Source organism: Sphingomonas sp. R1 (assembly GCF_025960285.1).
Lineage (GTDB): Bacteria > Pseudomonadota > Alphaproteobacteria > Sphingomonadales > Sphingomonadaceae > Sphingomonas.
The window spans coordinates 3,609,174-3,625,299 of sequence record NZ_CP110111.1 but is presented as its reverse complement, the minus strand read 5'-3'; the positions used below and the strand labels follow the sequence as shown (position 1 = coordinate 3,625,299).

The following is a 16,126-nucleotide window of genomic DNA, read 5'->3' as shown; positions in this document are numbered from 1 at the left end:
CCCTAAAGGGAGTCAGCGAGAGATTCGAGGATTTCCCGATGGTTGTGTGCGTGTGTAATGCCCTTCGTGAGCGTGAGGTCCGGGAAGTCGCCCGCAAGGGTGCGCAGAGTGCGTGCCAGGCCTATCGCGCGCTGGGCTGCCAGGCGAAATGCGGGCAATGCGTCCCCTTCGCCCGCGCCATCATTGCCGAGGAACGCGCGGCTGCGTGACATTCGCAAGTAACAAACCACTGCTTTCCGTGGTTTTATTCTGACATCATCCGCGCTACGCAGGACTCCGAAAGGAGTTTTTCGCGATGAAGGGTGATGCGAAAGTCATCGAGTATCTCAACGAAGTTCTCAAGAATGAACTGACGGCAATCAACCAGTATTGGTTGCATTATCGCATGCTTGATCATTGGGGCGTGCAGAAGCTCGCCGAGTTCGAGCGGCACGAATCAATCGACGAGATGAAGCATGCCGACTGGCTGTCGGAGCGGATCCTGTTCCTGGACGGCCTGCCCAATTTCCAGCTGCTCGGCCGGCTGCGGATCGGCGAGAATGTCGAGGAACTGCTCCGTGCGGATCTGGCGCTCGAAGTGGAGGCGATCGCCGTGCTCCGCGATGCCATCCAGCACAGCGAGAGCGTCCGCGACTTTGTCAGCCGCGACCTGTTCCTCAAGATCCTCGAGAGCGAGGAAGAACATGTCGACACGCTGGAGCGCCAGTTCGACATGATCGAGCGCATGGGCCTGGAAAACTACATCCAGCTCAACAGCAAGCCCGCCGAAGCCGAGTAATCGGCGTCCGATTGCGGGCGAACGCACGCCCCACGCCGTCATCCCGGCGAAGGCGGGGATTAGTTCGTCGGCGAGGCTCTTGCCGGAACGTCCTGGCAGCTGGACTCCCGCCTTCGCGGGAATGACGAAGGGAGCCGGGGGGCGGCAGTCGCAGACTGCCCGCCCCTCACGCCTTGTCGCGGTCGAACGGGTTCTTCGGCGCGCGCAGCACGAGGCGCACCGGCACCGCGCCGAAGTCGAACTCGCGGCGCAGGCCGTTGATCAGGTAGCGCTGGTAGCTGGTCGGCAGCAGGTCGACGCGGGTGCCGAACAGCACGAAGCTGGGCGGGCGCGTCTTGTTCTGCGTGACGTAGCGCGGCTTGATCCGCTTGCCGCCGGGCGCGGGCGGCGGATTGGCTTCGATCGCGCGCTCGAACCAGCGATTGAGCTGGCCGGTCGACACGCGGCGCGACCACGCCTCGCGCGTCTCGAACGCGACGCGCATCATCGTGTCGATCCCCTTGCCGGTTACCGCCGAAACGGTCAGCAGCGGCACGCCCTTCACCTGCGCCAGCCCCTCTTCCAGCGCCCCCTTCACGCCGTTGAACAGGCTGGAGGCATTCTCCGCCACGTCCCACTTGTTCATGACGATGATCAGCGCGCGGCCTTCCTGCAGCACGCGATCGGCGATCTTGAGGTCCTGTACCTCCAGCCCGCGGGTCGCATCGAGCAACAGCACCACCACCTCGGCGAAGTCGATCGACCGCAGCGTATCGGCGACGGAAAGCTTTTCCAGCTTCTCCTCGACACGCGCCTTCTTGCGCAGCCCGGCGGTATCGACGAGGCGCACCTTGCGCGGCTTGTTCTCGAAATCGGTCCATTCGTAATCGATCGAGATCGAATCGCGGGTGATGCCGGCCTCGGGCCCGGTGATCATCCGATCCTCGCCGAGAATGCGATTGACCAGCGTCGACTTGCCCGCATTCGGCCGGCCGACGATCGCCAGCTTGAGCGGCGCATCGGGGCTCTCGGGATCTTCCTCGGGCGCTTCCTCGTCGCGGTCGACATGCGGCAGCAGCGCCTCGAACAGGTCGACCACGCCTTCGCCATGCTCGGCCGAAAAGGGAATGGGATCGCCCAGGCCCAGCGCCATCGCTTCCAGCACGCCGGTCTCGCCGGCGCGGCCCTCGGCCTTGTTCGCCATCAGCACGACCGGGCGGTCGGTCGAGCGCAGCCAGCGGGCGATTTCCTCGTCCAGCGGCGTCACGCCCGCTCGCGAGTCGATCAGGAACAGCGACACGTCCGCCTCGCGCACCGCCGCCTCGGTCTGCGCGCGCATCCGGCCGGGAAGCGTCGCTGCATCCTCGTCCTCATAGCCCGCGGTGTCGATCACGCGAAACTCGAGGCCGAGCAGATTGGCATCGCCCTCGCGGCGATCGCGGGTGACGCCGGGCTGGTCGTCGACCAGCGCCAGGCGCTTTCCGACCAGCCGGTTGAACAGCGTCGACTTGCCCACATTGGGGCGTCCGATGATGGCGACGGTGGGCAAAGGCATGATCAATTCTCTAACGCAGTAGGAAGGGCGACGCAAAGTCGCCGAAAAAACGACAGGGGCCGGAGCGTTGCGCCCCGGCCCCCACAGGTTGGTCTGCCCGGCACGAAACCGGGGCAGCAAGCTCAACGATAGGCGGTCAGGCGCCCCTTGTCGTCGAGCAGATAGAGCGTGCTGTTGGCGATCACCGGCGCCAGCGACAGCGGATCCTTGGTCTCCTTGGTGGAGAGCACGCTGCCGTCCTTCGGCGATACCGACACGATATCGCCCAGCGTGTTGATCAGCAGCAGGCGGCCCCCGGCGGCGATCGGCCCCTTCCAGGCGACCGGGTTCTTCAGCTTCTTCTCGTTCTTGTACTTCTGCAGCTGGACGATCCAGCGCGGCTTGCCGTTGCTGCGCGAGAGGCACAGCAGGCGCGCATCGTCGGTGACGACGAACAGCCACTCGCCCGCCGCATAGGGCGAAGCGAGGCCACCGATGCTCTGCTCCCACAACGTCGAGCCGCTGGTGATGTCGACCGCGACCATCCGGCCGCCCTCGCCGAGCGCATAGACGCGGCCCTGGTCGATCACCGGCTCGGCGTCGATGTCCGACAGCGACGAGACCGAGGTGGTCATGGTGTTGCGGGTCAGCACGTCGCCCCACAGCGACAGGCCATTTTCGTAGCGATAGGCGTTGAGCTCGCCCGAGGAGAAGCCGGCGATCACGGTGCCCTGCGCGGAGGCCGGCGCGGCAACGCCGAACACGCCCTGCGATTCGAGGCTGGCCGTGGCGGTCCAGGAAATCTCGCCCTTGTCCTGGGTCAGCGCGAACAGCTGGTTGTCCTGCGTCACCACATAGACATTGCCGTTGGCGAGCGTCGGTGCGCCGCGCAGCGGCCCGCCGGGACGCTTGCGCCACACTTCCTTGCCGTCCGCCTCCTGCAGCGCGACCACGTCGCCCAGGCCGTTGGTGGCGAACACGCGATCGCCCTCCACGCTCACGCCGCCGCCGAACAGCGCGCCGCGGCTGCGCTTGTCCGCGCCGCCCCCGGTACCGGCCTTCCACAGCTCGGCGCCGGTATCGGCGGCCATGGCATGGACGACGCCGCCGGTGTCGATCACGAACAGCTTGTTGCCTGCGATCACCGGCGAGGCGGCGAGCCGCTCCTTCTTCGACGGCTTGGCGACCTGGCGCGACCACACGCGCGACAGCGACTCGCCCAGCGCCAGATGGCCCATTGCCTTGCTGGCGCTTCCGCCCGGCTGGCTCCAGCTCTCGTTGACCGCTGCCTCGGGCAACTGCACCTCGATGGCCGCGAGCGTCTTGTCGGCGCTGATGTCGTTCTCGGTCACCAGGATCGGCACGCGCTCGCCCAGCACCGGCGTCTTCTTGCCGCCGCTGCCTTTGAACACTCCACAGCCGCTCACCAACGCGAGCGCGGCCACCGCCGTTACAACGCGAACCTTCGTGTTCATTTAGCTTGCTTTTCCTGGGTCTGAGCGGTCGTCGTCGGAGCGACCGAAAGCGTCTTGGCGAGATCGGCGGTGCGCTCGCGGATCGAATCCGGCACGCGGGTGCCCGCCTCGCTCAGCTGGCGATAGAGCTTGGCGGCCTCGGCGCGCTTGCCGGTCTTCAGATAGGCAGCGGCCACCATCTCGCCGGCCGACCCGAACCACGGCGAGTCGGGGTTGGCGAGGGTGCCGAGCCGCTGGATCACGTCCTGCGGCTGCAGCGTATCGAATTCGGCCTGGGTCTGGCGGACCAGCGCGAGATCGCGGAACGGCTGGGCCAGCTTGGCATCGGTCACCACGCTGGCGAACTTGGCGGCCGCAGCCTTCTTGTCGCCCTTGAGAAAGAGCAGATTGCCTTCGGTGAAGCGCGCCATCGCGGCATAGCCGTCGCTGCCCTGCGCGAGCTTGTCGAGCGCCGGCGTCGCCTGGCCCAGCTGGTTCTGCGCGGCGAGCTGCAGCGCCGCGTCATATTCCTCGCCGCGGGCTTCGGCGGCGGTGCGCTGGCTGTGATCGTAATAGAGCCAACCGGCAACCGCGATCAGGAACGCCACGACGCCCGCCGCGATCCACACGCCATAGCGACGGCCGGCGCGGATCAGCTGGTCACGACGATATTCCTCGTCGACTTCGCGAAGAAAGGCCTCGTCGGTGGTGCCGGAAGGAGGAAGCGCCAAAATCTACTCCATGGGTCTGATGCGGCCGCGGACCTTAGCGCCGCGTCCGGGGAACGCAAATCGCCCTACTGCGTCAGTCCTTCGGCGCATAGACCTGATCCGGTCCCGGAAAGGCCCGGGTCCGTACTTCGGCGGCATAGGTTTCAACCGCGGCGGAAATGCGGCCAGCCAGATCGTCATAGCGCTTTACGAAGCGCGGCGTGCGTTCGAACAGGCCCAGCATGTCCTCGGCCACGAGCACCTGGCCGTCGCACTGCGCCGACGCGCCGATGCCGATCGTCGGGCATTTCACGGCGCGGGTGATCTCCACCGCGATCGGCTCGACCACCCCTTCGACGACGATCGCGAAGGCCCCCGCCTCGTCCATCGCAACGGCGTCGCCGACCAGCTTGGCATGTTCCGCCTCGCTGCGGCCGCGTGCGCCATAGCCGCCCAGCACGTTGATCGCCTGCGGGGTCAGGCCGATATGGCCGATCACCGGAATGCCCCGCTCGTTGAGGAACTTCACCGTCGGGGCCATCGCCGCGCCGCCCTCGAGCTTGACCGCGGCGGCACCGGTTTCCTTGAGCAGCCGCGCCGCGCTTTCGAACGCCTGCTGCGGCGAGGCTTCGTAGCTGCCGAACGGCATGTCGATGACGACCAGCGCATGGTAGCTGCCGCGCACCACCGCGGCACCGTGCGCCGCCATCATCTCTAGCGTGACCGGCACGGTGGAGGGCAGGCCGTAGATCACCTGGCCCAGGCTGTCGCCGACCAGCAGCATGTCGCATGCCTCGTCCATCAGCTGCGCCATGCGGACGGTATAGGCCGTGAGCATCACCAGCGGCTCGCCGCCCTTGCGCTTGCGGATGGCCGGCACGGTGACGCGCTTCATCGGCGCGGGCGTGGGATTGGCGCGACTGGTGGCGGTATCGAGAGTGAGCTGGTGCGACATGGCGCGGGGGTCTAGCGGGTCGCGACGATGGCCGCCAGCCCGCGCGCGTCTAGCGGATCCAGCCGCGCCGCGTCGCCATGCCGGCGAGCCAGATCTGGAAGATCGCGACGCCGAGGATGAACACCGGGATCACGAACGCCTGGATCGGCCCGGACACCATGCCGGTGGCGAAAAGATAGCCGAACTGCACGATCACCGCCGCCAGCGACACGACGTAGAGGATATTGGCCTTGCGCGAGCGGCGCAGCATCGCCAGCGAACCCAGCAGACTGGCCCCCACGCCAATCGCGTAATCGACCAGGAACCAGCGCGGAACCGCCTGATAATATTCCCAATTCCACAAGGCCGGCTCGATCGCGCGCTGCGGCGAGAGCGTTGCATGGGCATAGAAAAGGAGGCAGCCGAGCAGCCCCCAAAGCAGGAGCATCGTCGCGACGGTCCGGAACCAGCTGGCCGGTCGTTGTCGAATGTAAGATGCCATGCGAACCCAATATTCCGCGTCTGTTACAATGTTAATCTAGGATAAACACGGAGCTTAGACCACGAAGTCTCAGAAATATCACGCTCAGAGCAACGCGCGGACGTAGCGTTCCACCGCGAATCCGATCAGAATCCCGCCCGGATATTCCAGCACCGGCCGCTTGATCATCGAAGGCTGGGCGATCATCAGCGCGCTTGCCTTGGCCGAGTCGAGATCGACCTTGTCGGCATCGGGCAGCTTGCGGAAGGTGGTACCGGCGCGATTGAGCAGCGGCTCCCAGCCTTCTGCTTCGATCCACCGCGCGAGCCGCGCCGGGTCGATGCCCTCGACCTTGTAGTCATGGAACCCATAGGCGACCGCATTGGCGTCGAGCCAGGCCCGCGCCTTCTTCATCGTGTCGCAGTTCTTGATGCCGTACAATGCGATCGTCATGCGCTTCCTAGTGGAGGAAACGGCCGAGCGTCACAACCGGCTGGGGCTCCAATCCCAACGCGCGATAGAAACCGATTGCCGCATCATTGCCCTCGCGGACCATCAACTGCAGCTTGGGGCAGCCTCGCGCGCGGAGCCAGGCTTCCGCCGCGGCCATCAGGGCCCGGCCATGCCCCTGCCCGCGCGCCGCCTCCGTGACCGCGAGATAATAGACCCAGCCGCGATGTCCGTCCTCGCCGACCATGGCGGTGCCGAGCAGAACGCCCTGCGCCCGCAGCAGCAGAATGGTCGACCCGACCCCCGCCACCGCGCGATCAAAGTCCGCGCCAGGGTCGTTCCACGGCCGGGTGAGCCCGGCGGCGTGCCACAGCGCGATCACCGCCTCGCGATCGGCGGCGGTCGCCGCGTGCATTGCGCTCACGTCGCGTCGGCGGCGAAACGGAAGGTCACGGCAACCGCATCGGGGATCGTGCTCGCGTCGCTCCACTGGCCCTTGCCGACGCCGAACGCCAGGCGCTGCACCGTCGCGGTGCCGCTGGCCTGGGCGTGGTCGCCGTCGATCTTGAGCGTGAAGCGCACCGGTACCGGGCGGCTTGCACCCGCCAGATCGAGCGTGCCGTCAGCGACATAGCCGTTGCCCTGCTTGCGGATGCGGGTGGCCGTGAAGCGGGCCTTGGGATGCGCGGCGATGCCGAAGAAATCGTCGCCCTTCAGCGTATCGTCGCGCTCGGAATCGCCGCTGCTGACCGAGGCGAGGTCGACATCGACCGCGATCTTCGAATGGGCAAGGTCGTCGGGGCTGAACCGGATGTCGGCCGTCCACCGGGTGAAGCGGCCGTTGATCGCTTCGCCGCTATAGACCGTGCGGAAGCCGAGCGTTCCGCCCGGCACCAGCTTCCAGCTGCGCACCGGCAGCGCTGCGTCGGTAGCCGAAGCGGAGGGCGACGGGCTCGGCGTGGGGCTGGCACCGGGCTCGGGCGCCGGGGTCGTTGCAGCGAGCGGCGCATCGGGCGTGGATACCGGGCTCGGCAGCGGCTGCGACGGCAGCGGGGTCTCGGCATGGCTGCGGTAGCGCCACGACCCGGTAAGGAACGCCGCGACGCAGGCGGCGAGCGCCACGACCACCGCAATCGAGAGCGCCGGTCGCCGACCGACGGCCGCGGGCATCATGCGCGCGATCAGGTCATCGCGCAGCAGATGGTGGCGGAGCGCACCGGCGACGTGGAGCAGGAACAGCCCTGCAAGCAGCCAGCCGATCAGGCCGTGGAGCGTCTCGGCCGGCACGTTGAGCGCCGGGCTTACCGGCAGATGCGGCAGCGGCACCACGCCGAAGAGCAGCGTCGGCAGTTTCACCCGCGCGGTCGAGACGATGATCCAGCCGGTCAGCGGCCCCAGAATCATCACGCCGTAGAGCAGCCAGTGCACCGCACCGGCAAGCAGCTTCACCGCCGGCGCCCCTTCCGCCGCCGCCGGGCGCGGCACCGCCAGCCGTACCAGCAAGCGCGCGAGCGACAGGACGAGGATCAGGATGCCGACAGACTTGTGGAACTGGAAAGCGGTGAACCGCGTGGCATTGGGCAGATCCTCCAGCGCCCAGCCGAGACCGAGCTGGAAGAGCAGCAGCAGGGCCAGCGCCCAATGCAGCAGGATCGCGATCCCGCTATAGCGTTCCGTCAACTTCGCCACGTCTCACCTCGCTTCTCGCAGGCAGCGGATCCGCACGCCGAATCGCTGCCGCAACGAGCAAGGTGCGTTCACCGCCCGGCTTCGCGCAATAGCGCTTCCCGGAAACCCAGCGTTCCGGTGCGGGCCCCGCCGCCCCGGGCCGGCGGGGGCGCAACCGCGGCGCCGACCAGGATGAGCGTGGGCTGATCCTCGGTGATCGCCCGCGCGGCGAGCGGCAGCAGATCCAGCCGGCTGTGCAGCAACCGCTCGGCGGGCAGGCTGATGTCGCTGGCGACCAGCACCGGCGTGCTGCCCGGAAGACCCGCCGCGATCAGCCGGCGGCTGATCTCGTCCGCAGCGCCGCGCCCCATGTAGAAGATCGTGGTGCAGGCAGGATCGGCGAGCGCCGTCCAGTCCAGATCGAGCGGCGCATCCCCGCGCTTGTGCGCGGTGGCGAACTGCACCCGCCGGGCGAGGCCCCGCAGCGAGAGCGATACGCCGGCCGAGGCTGCGGCGGCGCTGGCGGCGGTGATGCCGGGGCAGATCCGCACCCCGATGCCGCGGGCGGCCAGCGCCGCCATCTCCTCCATCGAACGCCCGAAGATCGAGGGATCGCCCCCCTTCAACCGCACCACCCGCTCGCCGGCCAGTGCCGCGGCGACGAGCAGGTCGTTGATCGATGCCTGGTCCTTCGAATGGCGGCCTGCGCGCTTGCCGACCGGCACCCGCCGCACGCCCGGCGGAATCAGGTCGAGCACGCCGTGCCCCACCAGTGCATCGTAGAAGACCATGCTGGCCGCGCCGATCAGCCGCTCGGCCTTGCGGGTGAGCAGTTCGGGATCCCCCGGCCCGGCGCCGACCAGCCAGACGCTGCCTGCGGGAAAGTCTTCAACCATGTGCGGTCTCCTTGGGCGTGTCGGCGAGGATGCGGGCCAGTGCCGGGCGGCATGATCCGCAATTGGTGCCCGCCCCCAGCGCCGCGCCGATTGCGGCGACATCGGCCAGGCGCTGCTCGCGGATCGTGGCGAGGATGGTGTGCAGGCCGACATCGAAGCAGGCGCAGACCACGGGCCCGCGGTCCGATGACCGGCCGGGTGCGCGACCGGCGAGCACCGGCGGTCCCTGCGGCGTATCGAGCTGGGCGATCAGCCAGTCGCGGCCCGGCAGCTCGCCGGCGCGCGTGACGAACAGCACCGCCGCCAGCCGCCCGTCGCGCAGCACCGCGATGCGCCGGGTGCCGCGCCCCGGATCGCTCGCCTCGATACGCTCGCCGCGCGGCAGGGCACGCTCCAGCACCGCGGGATCACCGGTTCCCGCCAACTCGTAGAGGGCCCCGCCGGGAACCGTCACCCGCGTCGCCCACAGGCAATCGGGCGCCGGCGCACCGCCGTGCACGATCAGGAATCCGCACCAGTCGACCGAAACCGCTTCGATCCGCGCGGGGGAGAGCTTGAAGCCCGGCTGGCCCGAATGCGGATCGGCAAGGTCGCGCGGCAACAAGCCGGTGCGGCCGCCGCTGGACTGACGATCGGTCCAGTGAATCGGGGTGAACAGCTCGCCGCGGCGTTGGCCGGGATGGTGCGAAACCCGAAACAGGCTGTCGCCCTGCGGCGTCGCCACCCGCGCCAGCGCGCCATCGGCCAGCGCCAGTGCCGCGGCGTCTTCGGGATGGATCTCGACCAGCGGCTCCTCGCGATGGCGCGCGAGCCTGGGCGACAGGCCGGTGCGGGTCATCGTGTGCCACTGGTCGCGATAGCGCCCGGTGTTGAGCGTCATCGGCCAGTCGCGCAGCGGCGGATCGAGTGGCCGCTGCGCCACCGCCACCAGCCGCGCGCGGCCGCCGGGCGTGGGAAAGCGTCCGTCCGCAAAGGGCGCAGCACGCCACTGGAACGGCGCCATCGCGTCGTAGTCGTGATTGCCGAGCGCCGCCCTGGCCGTGAGGTCGAGCATCCGCGCGCCCTGGTTGCGATACGCGGTCAGGCGGGCATGCTCGCGCCAGATCTCGGCCGGGCGATCATAGGCGAAGGCGGTGCGGAACCCCATGTGTCGCGCGACCTGGGCGACAATCCACCAGTCCGGCTTCGCCTCGCCCGGCAGCGGCAGGAAGGCGCGCTGGCGGCTGATCGTCCGTTCGGAATTGGTGACGGTGCCATCCTTCTCCCCCCAGGCGGCGGCCGGCAGGCGGACATGGGCGTGCACGCTGGTGTCCGTCTCGGCGACCACGTCCGACACGACGACGAAAGGGCACGCCGCCAGTGCCTCGCGCACCCGGCCGGCGTCGGGCATCGACACCGCGGGATTGGTCGCCATGATCCAAAGCGCCTTGATCCGCCCCTCGCCCACCGCGCGAAACAGATCGACGGCCTTGAGCCCCGGCCTGATCGCCATGCGCTCGGCGGCCCAGAAACGGCCGACTTCCGCGATGTCCTGATCGTCGAAGCCGCGATGCGCCGCCAGCGTCGAGGCGAGCCCGCCCACCTCGCGCCCGCCCATCGCATTGGGCTGGCCGGTAATCGAGAAGGGCGCCGCGCCGGTCGTGCCGATCCGACCGGTGGCGAGGTGGAGATTGAGAATCGCGTTCACCTGGTCGGTGCCGCGGATCGACTGGTTGATCCCCTGGCTGAACAGCGTGACGGTGCGCGGATGCGCCGCGAACAGCTGGTAGAAGCGCTGCAGGTCCGCCGGCGACAGGTCGCAGGTCTGGGCGGTGGACCAGAGGTCGTGCCCCTTCCCCAGCGCTTCCCAGAAACCGCCGGGCACGTCGAGATTGGCGGCGTCGGCCAGTCCCTCGGCGCGGCAGTATGCGAGCAGGCCGTTGAACAGCGCCACATCGCTGCCGGGACGCAGGGCCAGGTGCAGGTCCGCCTCTTCGGCTGTCTCGGTGCGACGTGGATCGATGACCACCAGCTTCGTGCCGCGCTCGGCGCGTGCCGCCATGATCCGCTGATAGACCACCGGGTGGCACCAGGCGGTGTTCGAGCCGACCAGCACGATCAGGTCGGCCGCATCGAGATCGGCATAGCTCCCCGCCACCACATCCTCGCCGAACGCGCGCAGGTGCCCGGCCACCGCGCTCGACATGCAGAGCCGCGAATTGGTGTCGATGTTCGCCGAGCCGATAAAGCCCTTCATCAGCTTGTTGGCGACGTAATAATCCTCGGTGAGCAACTGGCCCGAAACGTAGAAGGCGACGCTGTCCGGACCATGCTCGGCAATCGCCTCACGGAAGCGGCGGGCGACGAGATCGAGCGCCTTGTCCCAGCTGGCGCGGCGGTCGCCGATCATCGGGTGGAGCAAGCGGCCCTCAAGCCCGATCGTCTCGCCGAGATGTGTGCCCTTGGAGCAGAGCCGGCCGCGATTGGCAGGGTGCGCGGGATCGCCCTCGATCCGCACCGCGCGCGCGCCGGTGACGGTGGCGCGGATGCCGCAGCCGACGCCGCAATAGGCGCAGGTGGTTTGGACCGTCACAGACCCTCCCTCACGCCGCCGCCCGCACCGGGCTGGCGAGGAGGATCCGCTCGCCCTCCAGCCGCACCGGCACCACGGGCGTGCAGCCGGCATCCTCGCCCAGGGCGGCGCCGGTCGCGAGCGCGATCCGCATATTGTGCAGCGGGCAGGCCACCGCATGGCCGTGGACGATCCCCGCGCTCAGCGGCCCGCCCTTGTGCGGGCAGCGGTCGATCAGCGCGAAGACCTGGTCGTCATGGGTGCGGAACACCGCCACCGGCGCGCCGCCCAGCGTGAGGGTACGGCTGCCCCGCAGCGGCAGATCGGCAAGCGTGCCGATATCGATCCAGTCGGTCATGGGGCTTACTCCGCAGCGGCAAGAAGGGGCTGGTGCAGGCTGGCATCGGCGCCGGCGACGCGCTCGGCCCAGGGATCGTCCTGGCTGAAGGATTGCGAATGCCAGAAGCGCGCGGCGAGCGCGTCGCGCCCCGCTTCGTGTTCCACGACGCGGGCCTTCACATAGGCGAGCCCCACCCGCTCGATCCACGGCGCGGTGCGCTCCAGATAGCGCGCCTCCTCGCGGTAGAGCTGCACGAAGGCCGCGGCGTAGTGCATCGCCTCCTCTTCGGTCGTGACCTTCACCAGCAGGTCGGTCGCGCGGACGTGAATGCCGCCATTGCCGCCGACATGCAGCTCGTAGCCGGAGTCCACGCACACCACGCCGAAGTCCTTGATCGTCGCCTCGGCGCAGTTTCGCGGACAGCCGGAGACCGCCATCTTGAACTTGTGCGGCATCCAGCTGCCCCAGAAACCTCGCTCCAGCTTGATGCCCAATCCGGTGGAATCCTGCGTGCCGAAGCGGCACCATTCGGAACCCACGCACGTCTTCACCGTGCGCAGCGCCTTGGCATAGGCATGGCCCGAGACCATGCCGGCCGCATTGAGATCGGCCCAGACGGCGGGCAGATCCTCCTTGCGGATGCCGAAGATATCCAGCCGCTGGCCGCCGGTGACCTTCACCATCGGCGCATTGTACTTCTCCACCACATCGGCGATCGCACGCAGCTCGCCGGGCGTGGTCACCCCGCCCCACATGCGCGGGACCACCGAATAGGTGCCGTCCTTCTGGATGTTGGCGTGCAACCGCTCGTTGACGAAGCGGCTCTGCTGGTCGTCGACATACTCCCCCGGCCACGCGCAGAGCAGGTAATAGTTGAGCGCCGGGCGGCAGGAGGAACAGCCGTCGGGCGTCGACCAGTGCAGCGTCTGCATCACCTCCGGGATGGCTTTCATGCCCTGCGCGACGATCGCACGGCGCACCTCGTCATGGCCGTAGCTGGTGCATTTGCACATCGTCTTGGGGCCGGCCTGAACACCGTCTTCCCCCAGCGTCAACGCGAGCAGCTGCTCGACGATGCCGGTGCACGATCCGCAGCTGGCCGAGGCCTTGCAGCCCGCCCGCACCGCATCGAGGCTGCACGCGCCGCCGTTGATCGTCGCGACCACCTGGCCCTTGGAAACGCCGTTGCAACCGCAGATCTCGGCATCCTCCGAGAGCGCCGCAACGGCCGCCTTAGGGTCCGCCTGCCCCCCTCCCGAGGCGAAGACCTGGCCGTAGATCAGCACGTCGCGAATGGGGGCGACGTCCTCGCCCTTCTTCAGCAGATCGAAATACCAGCCACCGTCGCCGGTATCGCCGAACAGCACCGCACCGACGATGCGGTCGTCCTTCAGCACCACCCGCTTGTAGATGCCGCGTGCCGCATCGCGCAGGACGATGTCCTCGCAGCCCTCGCCGCCGGAGAAGTCGCCGGCCGAGAACACGTCGAGCCCGGCGACCTTGAGCTTGGTCGAGGTGACCGAGCCGCGATAGGGATTGGCGCGCGCCACCAGCCCGTCCGCCAGACTGCGGCACATGTCCCACAACGGCGCGACCAGGCCGTAGCATTGCCCGTCATGCTCGACGCACTCGCCGACCGCGAGGATATTGGCATCACTGGTAACCATATGATTGTCGACCTGGATGCCGCGCCCGACCGCCAGCCCCGCTTCGCGGGCGAGCCGGACCGAGGGACGGATGCCGACCGCCATCACCACCAGCTTGGCCGGGATCACGCGGCCGTCCTTCAGCTGCACGCCCTCCACCTTGTCCGTGCCGAGGATCGCGGCCGTGTCGGCGCCGGTGAGGATCGTCTGGCCGCGCGCCTCCAGCGCCGACTTGAGCAGCCAGCCCGCTGCTTCGTCCAGCTGCCGTTCCATCAGCGTCGGCATCAGGTGGAGCACCGTGACCTTCATCCCGCGCAGGGAGAGGCCGTGCGCCGCCTCCAGCCCGAGCAGCCCGCCGCCGATCACCACCGCGTCGCCGCCGCCGTTCGCCGCTGCCAGCATGGCATCGACATCGGCCATGTCGCGGAAACTGATCACGCCGGGCAGGTCGTGTCCGGGCACCGGGATGAGGAAAGGATCGGAGCCAGTGGCGATCAGCAGCTTGTCATAGCCGGTGATGCGTCCCGAGCGCGCGGTGACGGTGCGCGCAGTGCGGTCGATCGCCACCACCGGATCGCCGGCGACAAGCTCGATGCCGTGCCGGGCATACCAGTCGGTATCGTTGATCACGATCTCCTGGAACGTCTTCTCGCCCGCCAGCACCGGGGAGAGCATGATCCGATTGTAGTTCACATGTGGCTCGGCGCCGAAAATGGTGATGCGGAAGCGCGTGCCGTCACGGGCGAGCAGTTCCTCCACCGCGCGGCAGCCGGCCATGCCGTTGCCGATGACGACGAGGTGCGCACAGGCGACGACCGGTTCCCCCGCCTGTGCGGGGCTGTCGTCGGCCAGGGGGGTGCCGGGGTCGAGAAACTCCATCCGCTTCGCTCCAAAACGAAAAAAGCCGCCATCCGGCATCCGGTTCACGAGAACCGAGTGCTGGATGGCGGCTTTGCCATCAACGAGACCGCGCCTTGCCCATCGTCGGGCCGGTGCGGCTATTGGGGAAGGACAGCCTTGTCCTTCTGCGGTGCAGCGTACCCCGATTCGCCCCCATGCTCAAGCGATTCCGGTATGTTGCCGCACTGGCGCCGACAGGGCCGCCGATCTACCGCCCAACGGATGAAGCCGCATCCTCCGCGCTGGGCGCGATCCCTGGATACCGGGCGCCAGGCGGGCGCCGAACGACAGCCCGCCCCGTTCCGATCGGATCAGGATCTGCAGCTATGGCTTTCCTGGGGCCGCGTCGCCATTCCGGGCACGGCCCTGATCCTGGGACTGTTGATCGAGCACGGCGTGCCGTTGGACTACACGCCGCTCGCAACGATCCCCGCGCTGCTCTTCTATGCGTTCCTGTGGCTGCGCGCCCGGCACCGGCGCAGGACCGGCCGTCGCTTCATCGACTATGACGCGCGCGATCTGGAGTGAGGTGCCGCTGCCGCGCGGTCAGTAGGTCCAGTCCAGCTGGAGCCACATTTTGGTGGTTTCCGTCGCGAACCGGTCCGCCTCGTAGCGGGCGTAGCGCGCCGAAATGGCGGTCTTCTTCACCTTCACCGTGGCGAGCAGATTGACCACGTCGCCATAATGCTGATCCAGCCGGTCGCTCTGGAAGCGGTGGTACAGCGCCTGGAACGAGATCAGGTCGATCCGGCCGATCTTCTTCCAGCTGTGGCTGCCACCGACATACAGATCGTGCAGGCCGTTCGGCGGGGTGGTGGTGAACTTGTCCGCCCAGCCCTGGAACTTGAACACGCTGCCGAGCGGCGTCTGGAAGCTGGTGAACGCCGTGCCGTTGCCGGCGCCGAGCACCTCATAGCCGGCGTTCAGCGTCCAGTTGCCGACGTCCAGCGCACCGTCGGCCAGCCAGTAATCCGCCCGGTAGCGGTTCGGGTTGCGGTGATAGTCGGACTGGCGGGCGTAGCTGACCTGGTAGTTGAACTTCACCCCCGGCGCGATCGGGCGCGCACCCGCCAGCCGCACCCCGTAATTCTGGTTCGAGAGGCGATAGCCCTGCACCGCCGCCTCGTCCTGATCCACCAGATAGGTGAAGCCGGTGAGCGTGCCGATCGGCGTCACCGCGGAGAGATTGGCGAACACATTGTTGCCGGAGACCCCGCGCTGCCGGAAACCGCGCCCGTCGCTGCCCCAGACGGTGCGCACGTTCCAGGCATAGGTCAGGTCCAGCTTCACGCCCTTCAGCGGCACGATTTCGGTACGCACCGCATCATAGGTCTGCCCGTTGTTGCGAAACCCCGCGCCGCCGACAAAACGTTCGTCGTCCAGCGTGATGCGCTGCCGCCCGGCGGTGACCGTGAACGGCTGCGACCGGTAGCGGATCTGCGCACGATAGATCGCAGCATTTTCGGGATCGCCGATCACCGGCCGGTCGGCGATGCCGTGCAGCCCGTCATAATAGTTGTCGACGACGGCAAGATTGCCCTGCGCCTCGCCGAGCACCGACCAGGCACCGCGCGTAGCCTCCACACCGGCGCGCACGCGAATCGTCACCGCGTCGGAGGCCGAGCCGAGGCCGTCCTGATCGACATGCTCGTACCGCGTCCGCGCCTCGACGAGCGGCTTGAGGGTGACGTCCTGCGCCCATGCCGGGACGGCACCGGCAAGAGCCGCAGCCGCGGTGATCCACAAACGCATGCCAGTTCCCCTTCGATCACGAGACGGCGCCGCTACTGCAGCCGGCGCCGCCA

At 68.2% G+C, this 16,126-nt stretch carries 16 protein-coding genes; 3 read left to right on the top strand and 13 right to left on the bottom strand.

The genetic code is table 11. The features are described 5' to 3' along the window. The first annotated feature begins 38 nt into the window (after positions 1 to 38). Together OIM94_RS17275 and bfr are read left to right on the top strand one after the other, a co-directional pair. Positions 39 to 209 carry a bacterioferritin-associated ferredoxin gene (locus OIM94_RS17275; RefSeq protein WP_264607892.1) on the top strand — a complete coding sequence of 57 codons (171 nt, stop codon included), beginning with the start codon at positions 39 to 41 and terminating at the stop codon, positions 207 to 209. An 86-nt stretch (positions 210 to 295) separates the two neighbouring features. Then, on the top strand, positions 296 to 778 hold the full coding sequence (gene bfr / locus OIM94_RS17270) for a bacterioferritin (RefSeq protein WP_168844377.1): 483 nt from the start codon (positions 296 to 298) through the stop codon (positions 776 to 778). A 166-nt stretch (positions 779 to 944) separates the two neighbouring features. Here bfr and der read toward each other — a convergent pair whose 3' ends face one another. The 12 genes from der to nirB form a co-directional block, all read right to left on the bottom strand. Next, positions 945 to 2,312 (bottom strand): ribosome biogenesis GTPase Der, encoded by a 1,368-nt coding sequence (der, locus tag OIM94_RS17265; protein WP_264607891.1) that lies wholly within the window; start codon positions 2,310 to 2,312, stop codon positions 945 to 947. A 122-nt stretch (positions 2,313 to 2,434) separates the two neighbouring features. Continuing rightward, positions 2,435 to 3,766 carry a PQQ-like beta-propeller repeat protein gene (locus OIM94_RS17260; RefSeq protein ID WP_264607890.1) on the bottom strand — a complete coding sequence of 444 codons (1,332 nt, stop codon included), beginning with the start codon at positions 3,764 to 3,766 and terminating at the stop codon, positions 2,435 to 2,437. Continuing rightward, the gene (locus OIM94_RS17255; protein WP_264607889.1) at positions 3,763 to 4,476 is read right to left on the bottom strand and encodes a tetratricopeptide repeat protein; all 714 of its coding nucleotides are present in this window, start codon (positions 4,474 to 4,476) and stop codon (positions 3,763 to 3,765) included. Before OIM94_RS17255 ends, OIM94_RS17260 begins: the two co-directional genes overlap by 4 nt. A 73-nt stretch (positions 4,477 to 4,549) precedes the next feature. Further along, positions 4,550 to 5,410 carry a 3-methyl-2-oxobutanoate hydroxymethyltransferase gene (gene panB / locus OIM94_RS17250; protein ID WP_264607888.1) on the bottom strand — a complete coding sequence of 287 codons (861 nt, stop codon included), beginning with the start codon at positions 5,408 to 5,410 and terminating at the stop codon, positions 4,550 to 4,552. 49 nt (positions 5,411 to 5,459) lie between these two features. Further along, positions 5,460 to 5,837, bottom strand: coding sequence for a hypothetical protein (locus OIM94_RS17245; protein ID WP_264607887.1), 378 nt, complete (start codon positions 5,835 to 5,837; stop codon positions 5,460 to 5,462). Between the two features lie 138 nt (positions 5,838 to 5,975). After that, the gene (locus OIM94_RS17240; protein WP_264607886.1) at positions 5,976 to 6,323 is read right to left on the bottom strand and encodes an ArsC family reductase; all 348 of its coding nucleotides are present in this window, start codon (positions 6,321 to 6,323) and stop codon (positions 5,976 to 5,978) included. 7 nt (positions 6,324 to 6,330) lie between these two features. After that, positions 6,331 to 6,735, bottom strand: coding sequence for a GNAT family acetyltransferase (locus OIM94_RS17235; RefSeq protein WP_264607885.1), 405 nt, complete (start codon positions 6,733 to 6,735; stop codon positions 6,331 to 6,333). A 5-nt stretch (positions 6,736 to 6,740) separates the two neighbouring features. Then, on the bottom strand, positions 6,741 to 8,009 hold the full coding sequence (locus OIM94_RS17230) for a YceI family protein (protein WP_264607884.1): 1,269 nt from the start codon (positions 8,007 to 8,009) through the stop codon (positions 6,741 to 6,743). A gap of 68 nt (positions 8,010 to 8,077) precedes the next feature. Further along, positions 8,078 to 8,884 carry a uroporphyrinogen-III C-methyltransferase gene (gene cobA, locus OIM94_RS17225; RefSeq protein ID WP_264607883.1) on the bottom strand — a complete coding sequence of 269 codons (807 nt, stop codon included), beginning with the start codon at positions 8,882 to 8,884 and terminating at the stop codon, positions 8,078 to 8,080. Further along, positions 8,877 to 11,456: a nitrate reductase gene (locus tag OIM94_RS17220; protein ID WP_264607882.1), complete on the bottom strand. Its 2,580-nt coding sequence runs from the start codon at positions 11,454 to 11,456 to the stop codon at positions 8,877 to 8,879. Before OIM94_RS17220 ends, cobA begins: the two co-directional genes overlap by 8 nt. 10 nt (positions 11,457 to 11,466) lie before the next feature. Next, on the bottom strand, positions 11,467 to 11,793 hold the full coding sequence (gene nirD, locus OIM94_RS17215) for a nitrite reductase small subunit NirD (protein ID WP_264607881.1): 327 nt from the start codon (positions 11,791 to 11,793) through the stop codon (positions 11,467 to 11,469). 5 nt (positions 11,794 to 11,798) lie between these two features. Beyond that, the gene (gene nirB, locus OIM94_RS17210) at positions 11,799 to 14,300 is read right to left on the bottom strand and encodes a nitrite reductase large subunit NirB (RefSeq protein WP_264607880.1); all 2,502 of its coding nucleotides are present in this window, start codon (positions 14,298 to 14,300) and stop codon (positions 11,799 to 11,801) included. Between the two features lie 243 nt (positions 14,301 to 14,543). Here nirB and OIM94_RS17205 point away from each other — a divergent pair, with 243 nt between their 5' ends. Next, positions 14,544 to 14,849: a hypothetical protein gene (locus OIM94_RS17205; protein ID WP_264607879.1), complete on the top strand. Its 306-nt coding sequence runs from the start codon at positions 14,544 to 14,546 to the stop codon at positions 14,847 to 14,849. Between the two features lie 18 nt (positions 14,850 to 14,867). Here the strand turns inward: OIM94_RS17205 and OIM94_RS17200 are convergent, their stop codons facing one another. Continuing rightward, positions 14,868 to 16,073, bottom strand: coding sequence for a hypothetical protein (locus OIM94_RS17200; RefSeq protein WP_264607878.1), 1,206 nt, complete (start codon positions 16,071 to 16,073; stop codon positions 14,868 to 14,870). Positions 16,074 to 16,126: the final 53 nt, after the last annotated feature.

Coding starts and splice junctions, on each gene's coding strand:
- OIM94_RS17200 (WP_264607878.1), bottom strand. CDS start 16,073: ATGCGTTTGTGGATCACCGCGGCTGCGGCTCTTGCCGGTGCCGTCCCG.
- nirB (WP_264607880.1), bottom strand. CDS start 14,300: ATGGAGTTTCTCGACCCCGGCACCCCCCTGGCCGACGACAGCCCCGCA.
- der (WP_264607891.1), bottom strand. CDS start 2,312: ATGCCTTTGCCCACCGTCGCCATCATCGGACGCCCCAATGTGGGCAAG.
- nirD (WP_264607881.1), bottom strand. CDS start 11,793: ATGACCGACTGGATCGATATCGGCACGCTTGCCGATCTGCCGCTGCGG.
- OIM94_RS17260 (WP_264607890.1), bottom strand. CDS start 3,766: ATGAACACGAAGGTTCGCGTTGTAACGGCGGTGGCCGCGCTCGCGTTG.
- OIM94_RS17275 (WP_264607892.1), top strand. CDS start 39: ATGGTTGTGTGCGTGTGTAATGCCCTTCGTGAGCGTGAGGTCCGGGAA.
- OIM94_RS17245 (WP_264607887.1), bottom strand. CDS start 5,837: ATGCTCCTGCTTTGGGGGCTGCTCGGCTGCCTCCTTTTCTATGCCCAT.
- cobA (WP_264607883.1), bottom strand. CDS start 8,884: ATGGTTGAAGACTTTCCCGCAGGCAGCGTCTGGCTGGTCGGCGCCGGG.
- OIM94_RS17205 (WP_264607879.1), top strand. CDS start 14,544: ATGAAGCCGCATCCTCCGCGCTGGGCGCGATCCCTGGATACCGGGCGC.
- panB (WP_264607888.1), bottom strand. CDS start 5,410: ATGTCGCACCAGCTCACTCTCGATACCGCCACCAGTCGCGCCAATCCC.
- OIM94_RS17235 (WP_264607885.1), bottom strand. CDS start 6,735: ATGCACGCGGCGACCGCCGCCGATCGCGAGGCGGTGATCGCGCTGTGG.
- bfr (WP_168844377.1), top strand. CDS start 296: ATGAAGGGTGATGCGAAAGTCATCGAGTATCTCAACGAAGTTCTCAAG.
- OIM94_RS17240 (WP_264607886.1), bottom strand. CDS start 6,323: ATGACGATCGCATTGTACGGCATCAAGAACTGCGACACGATGAAGAAG.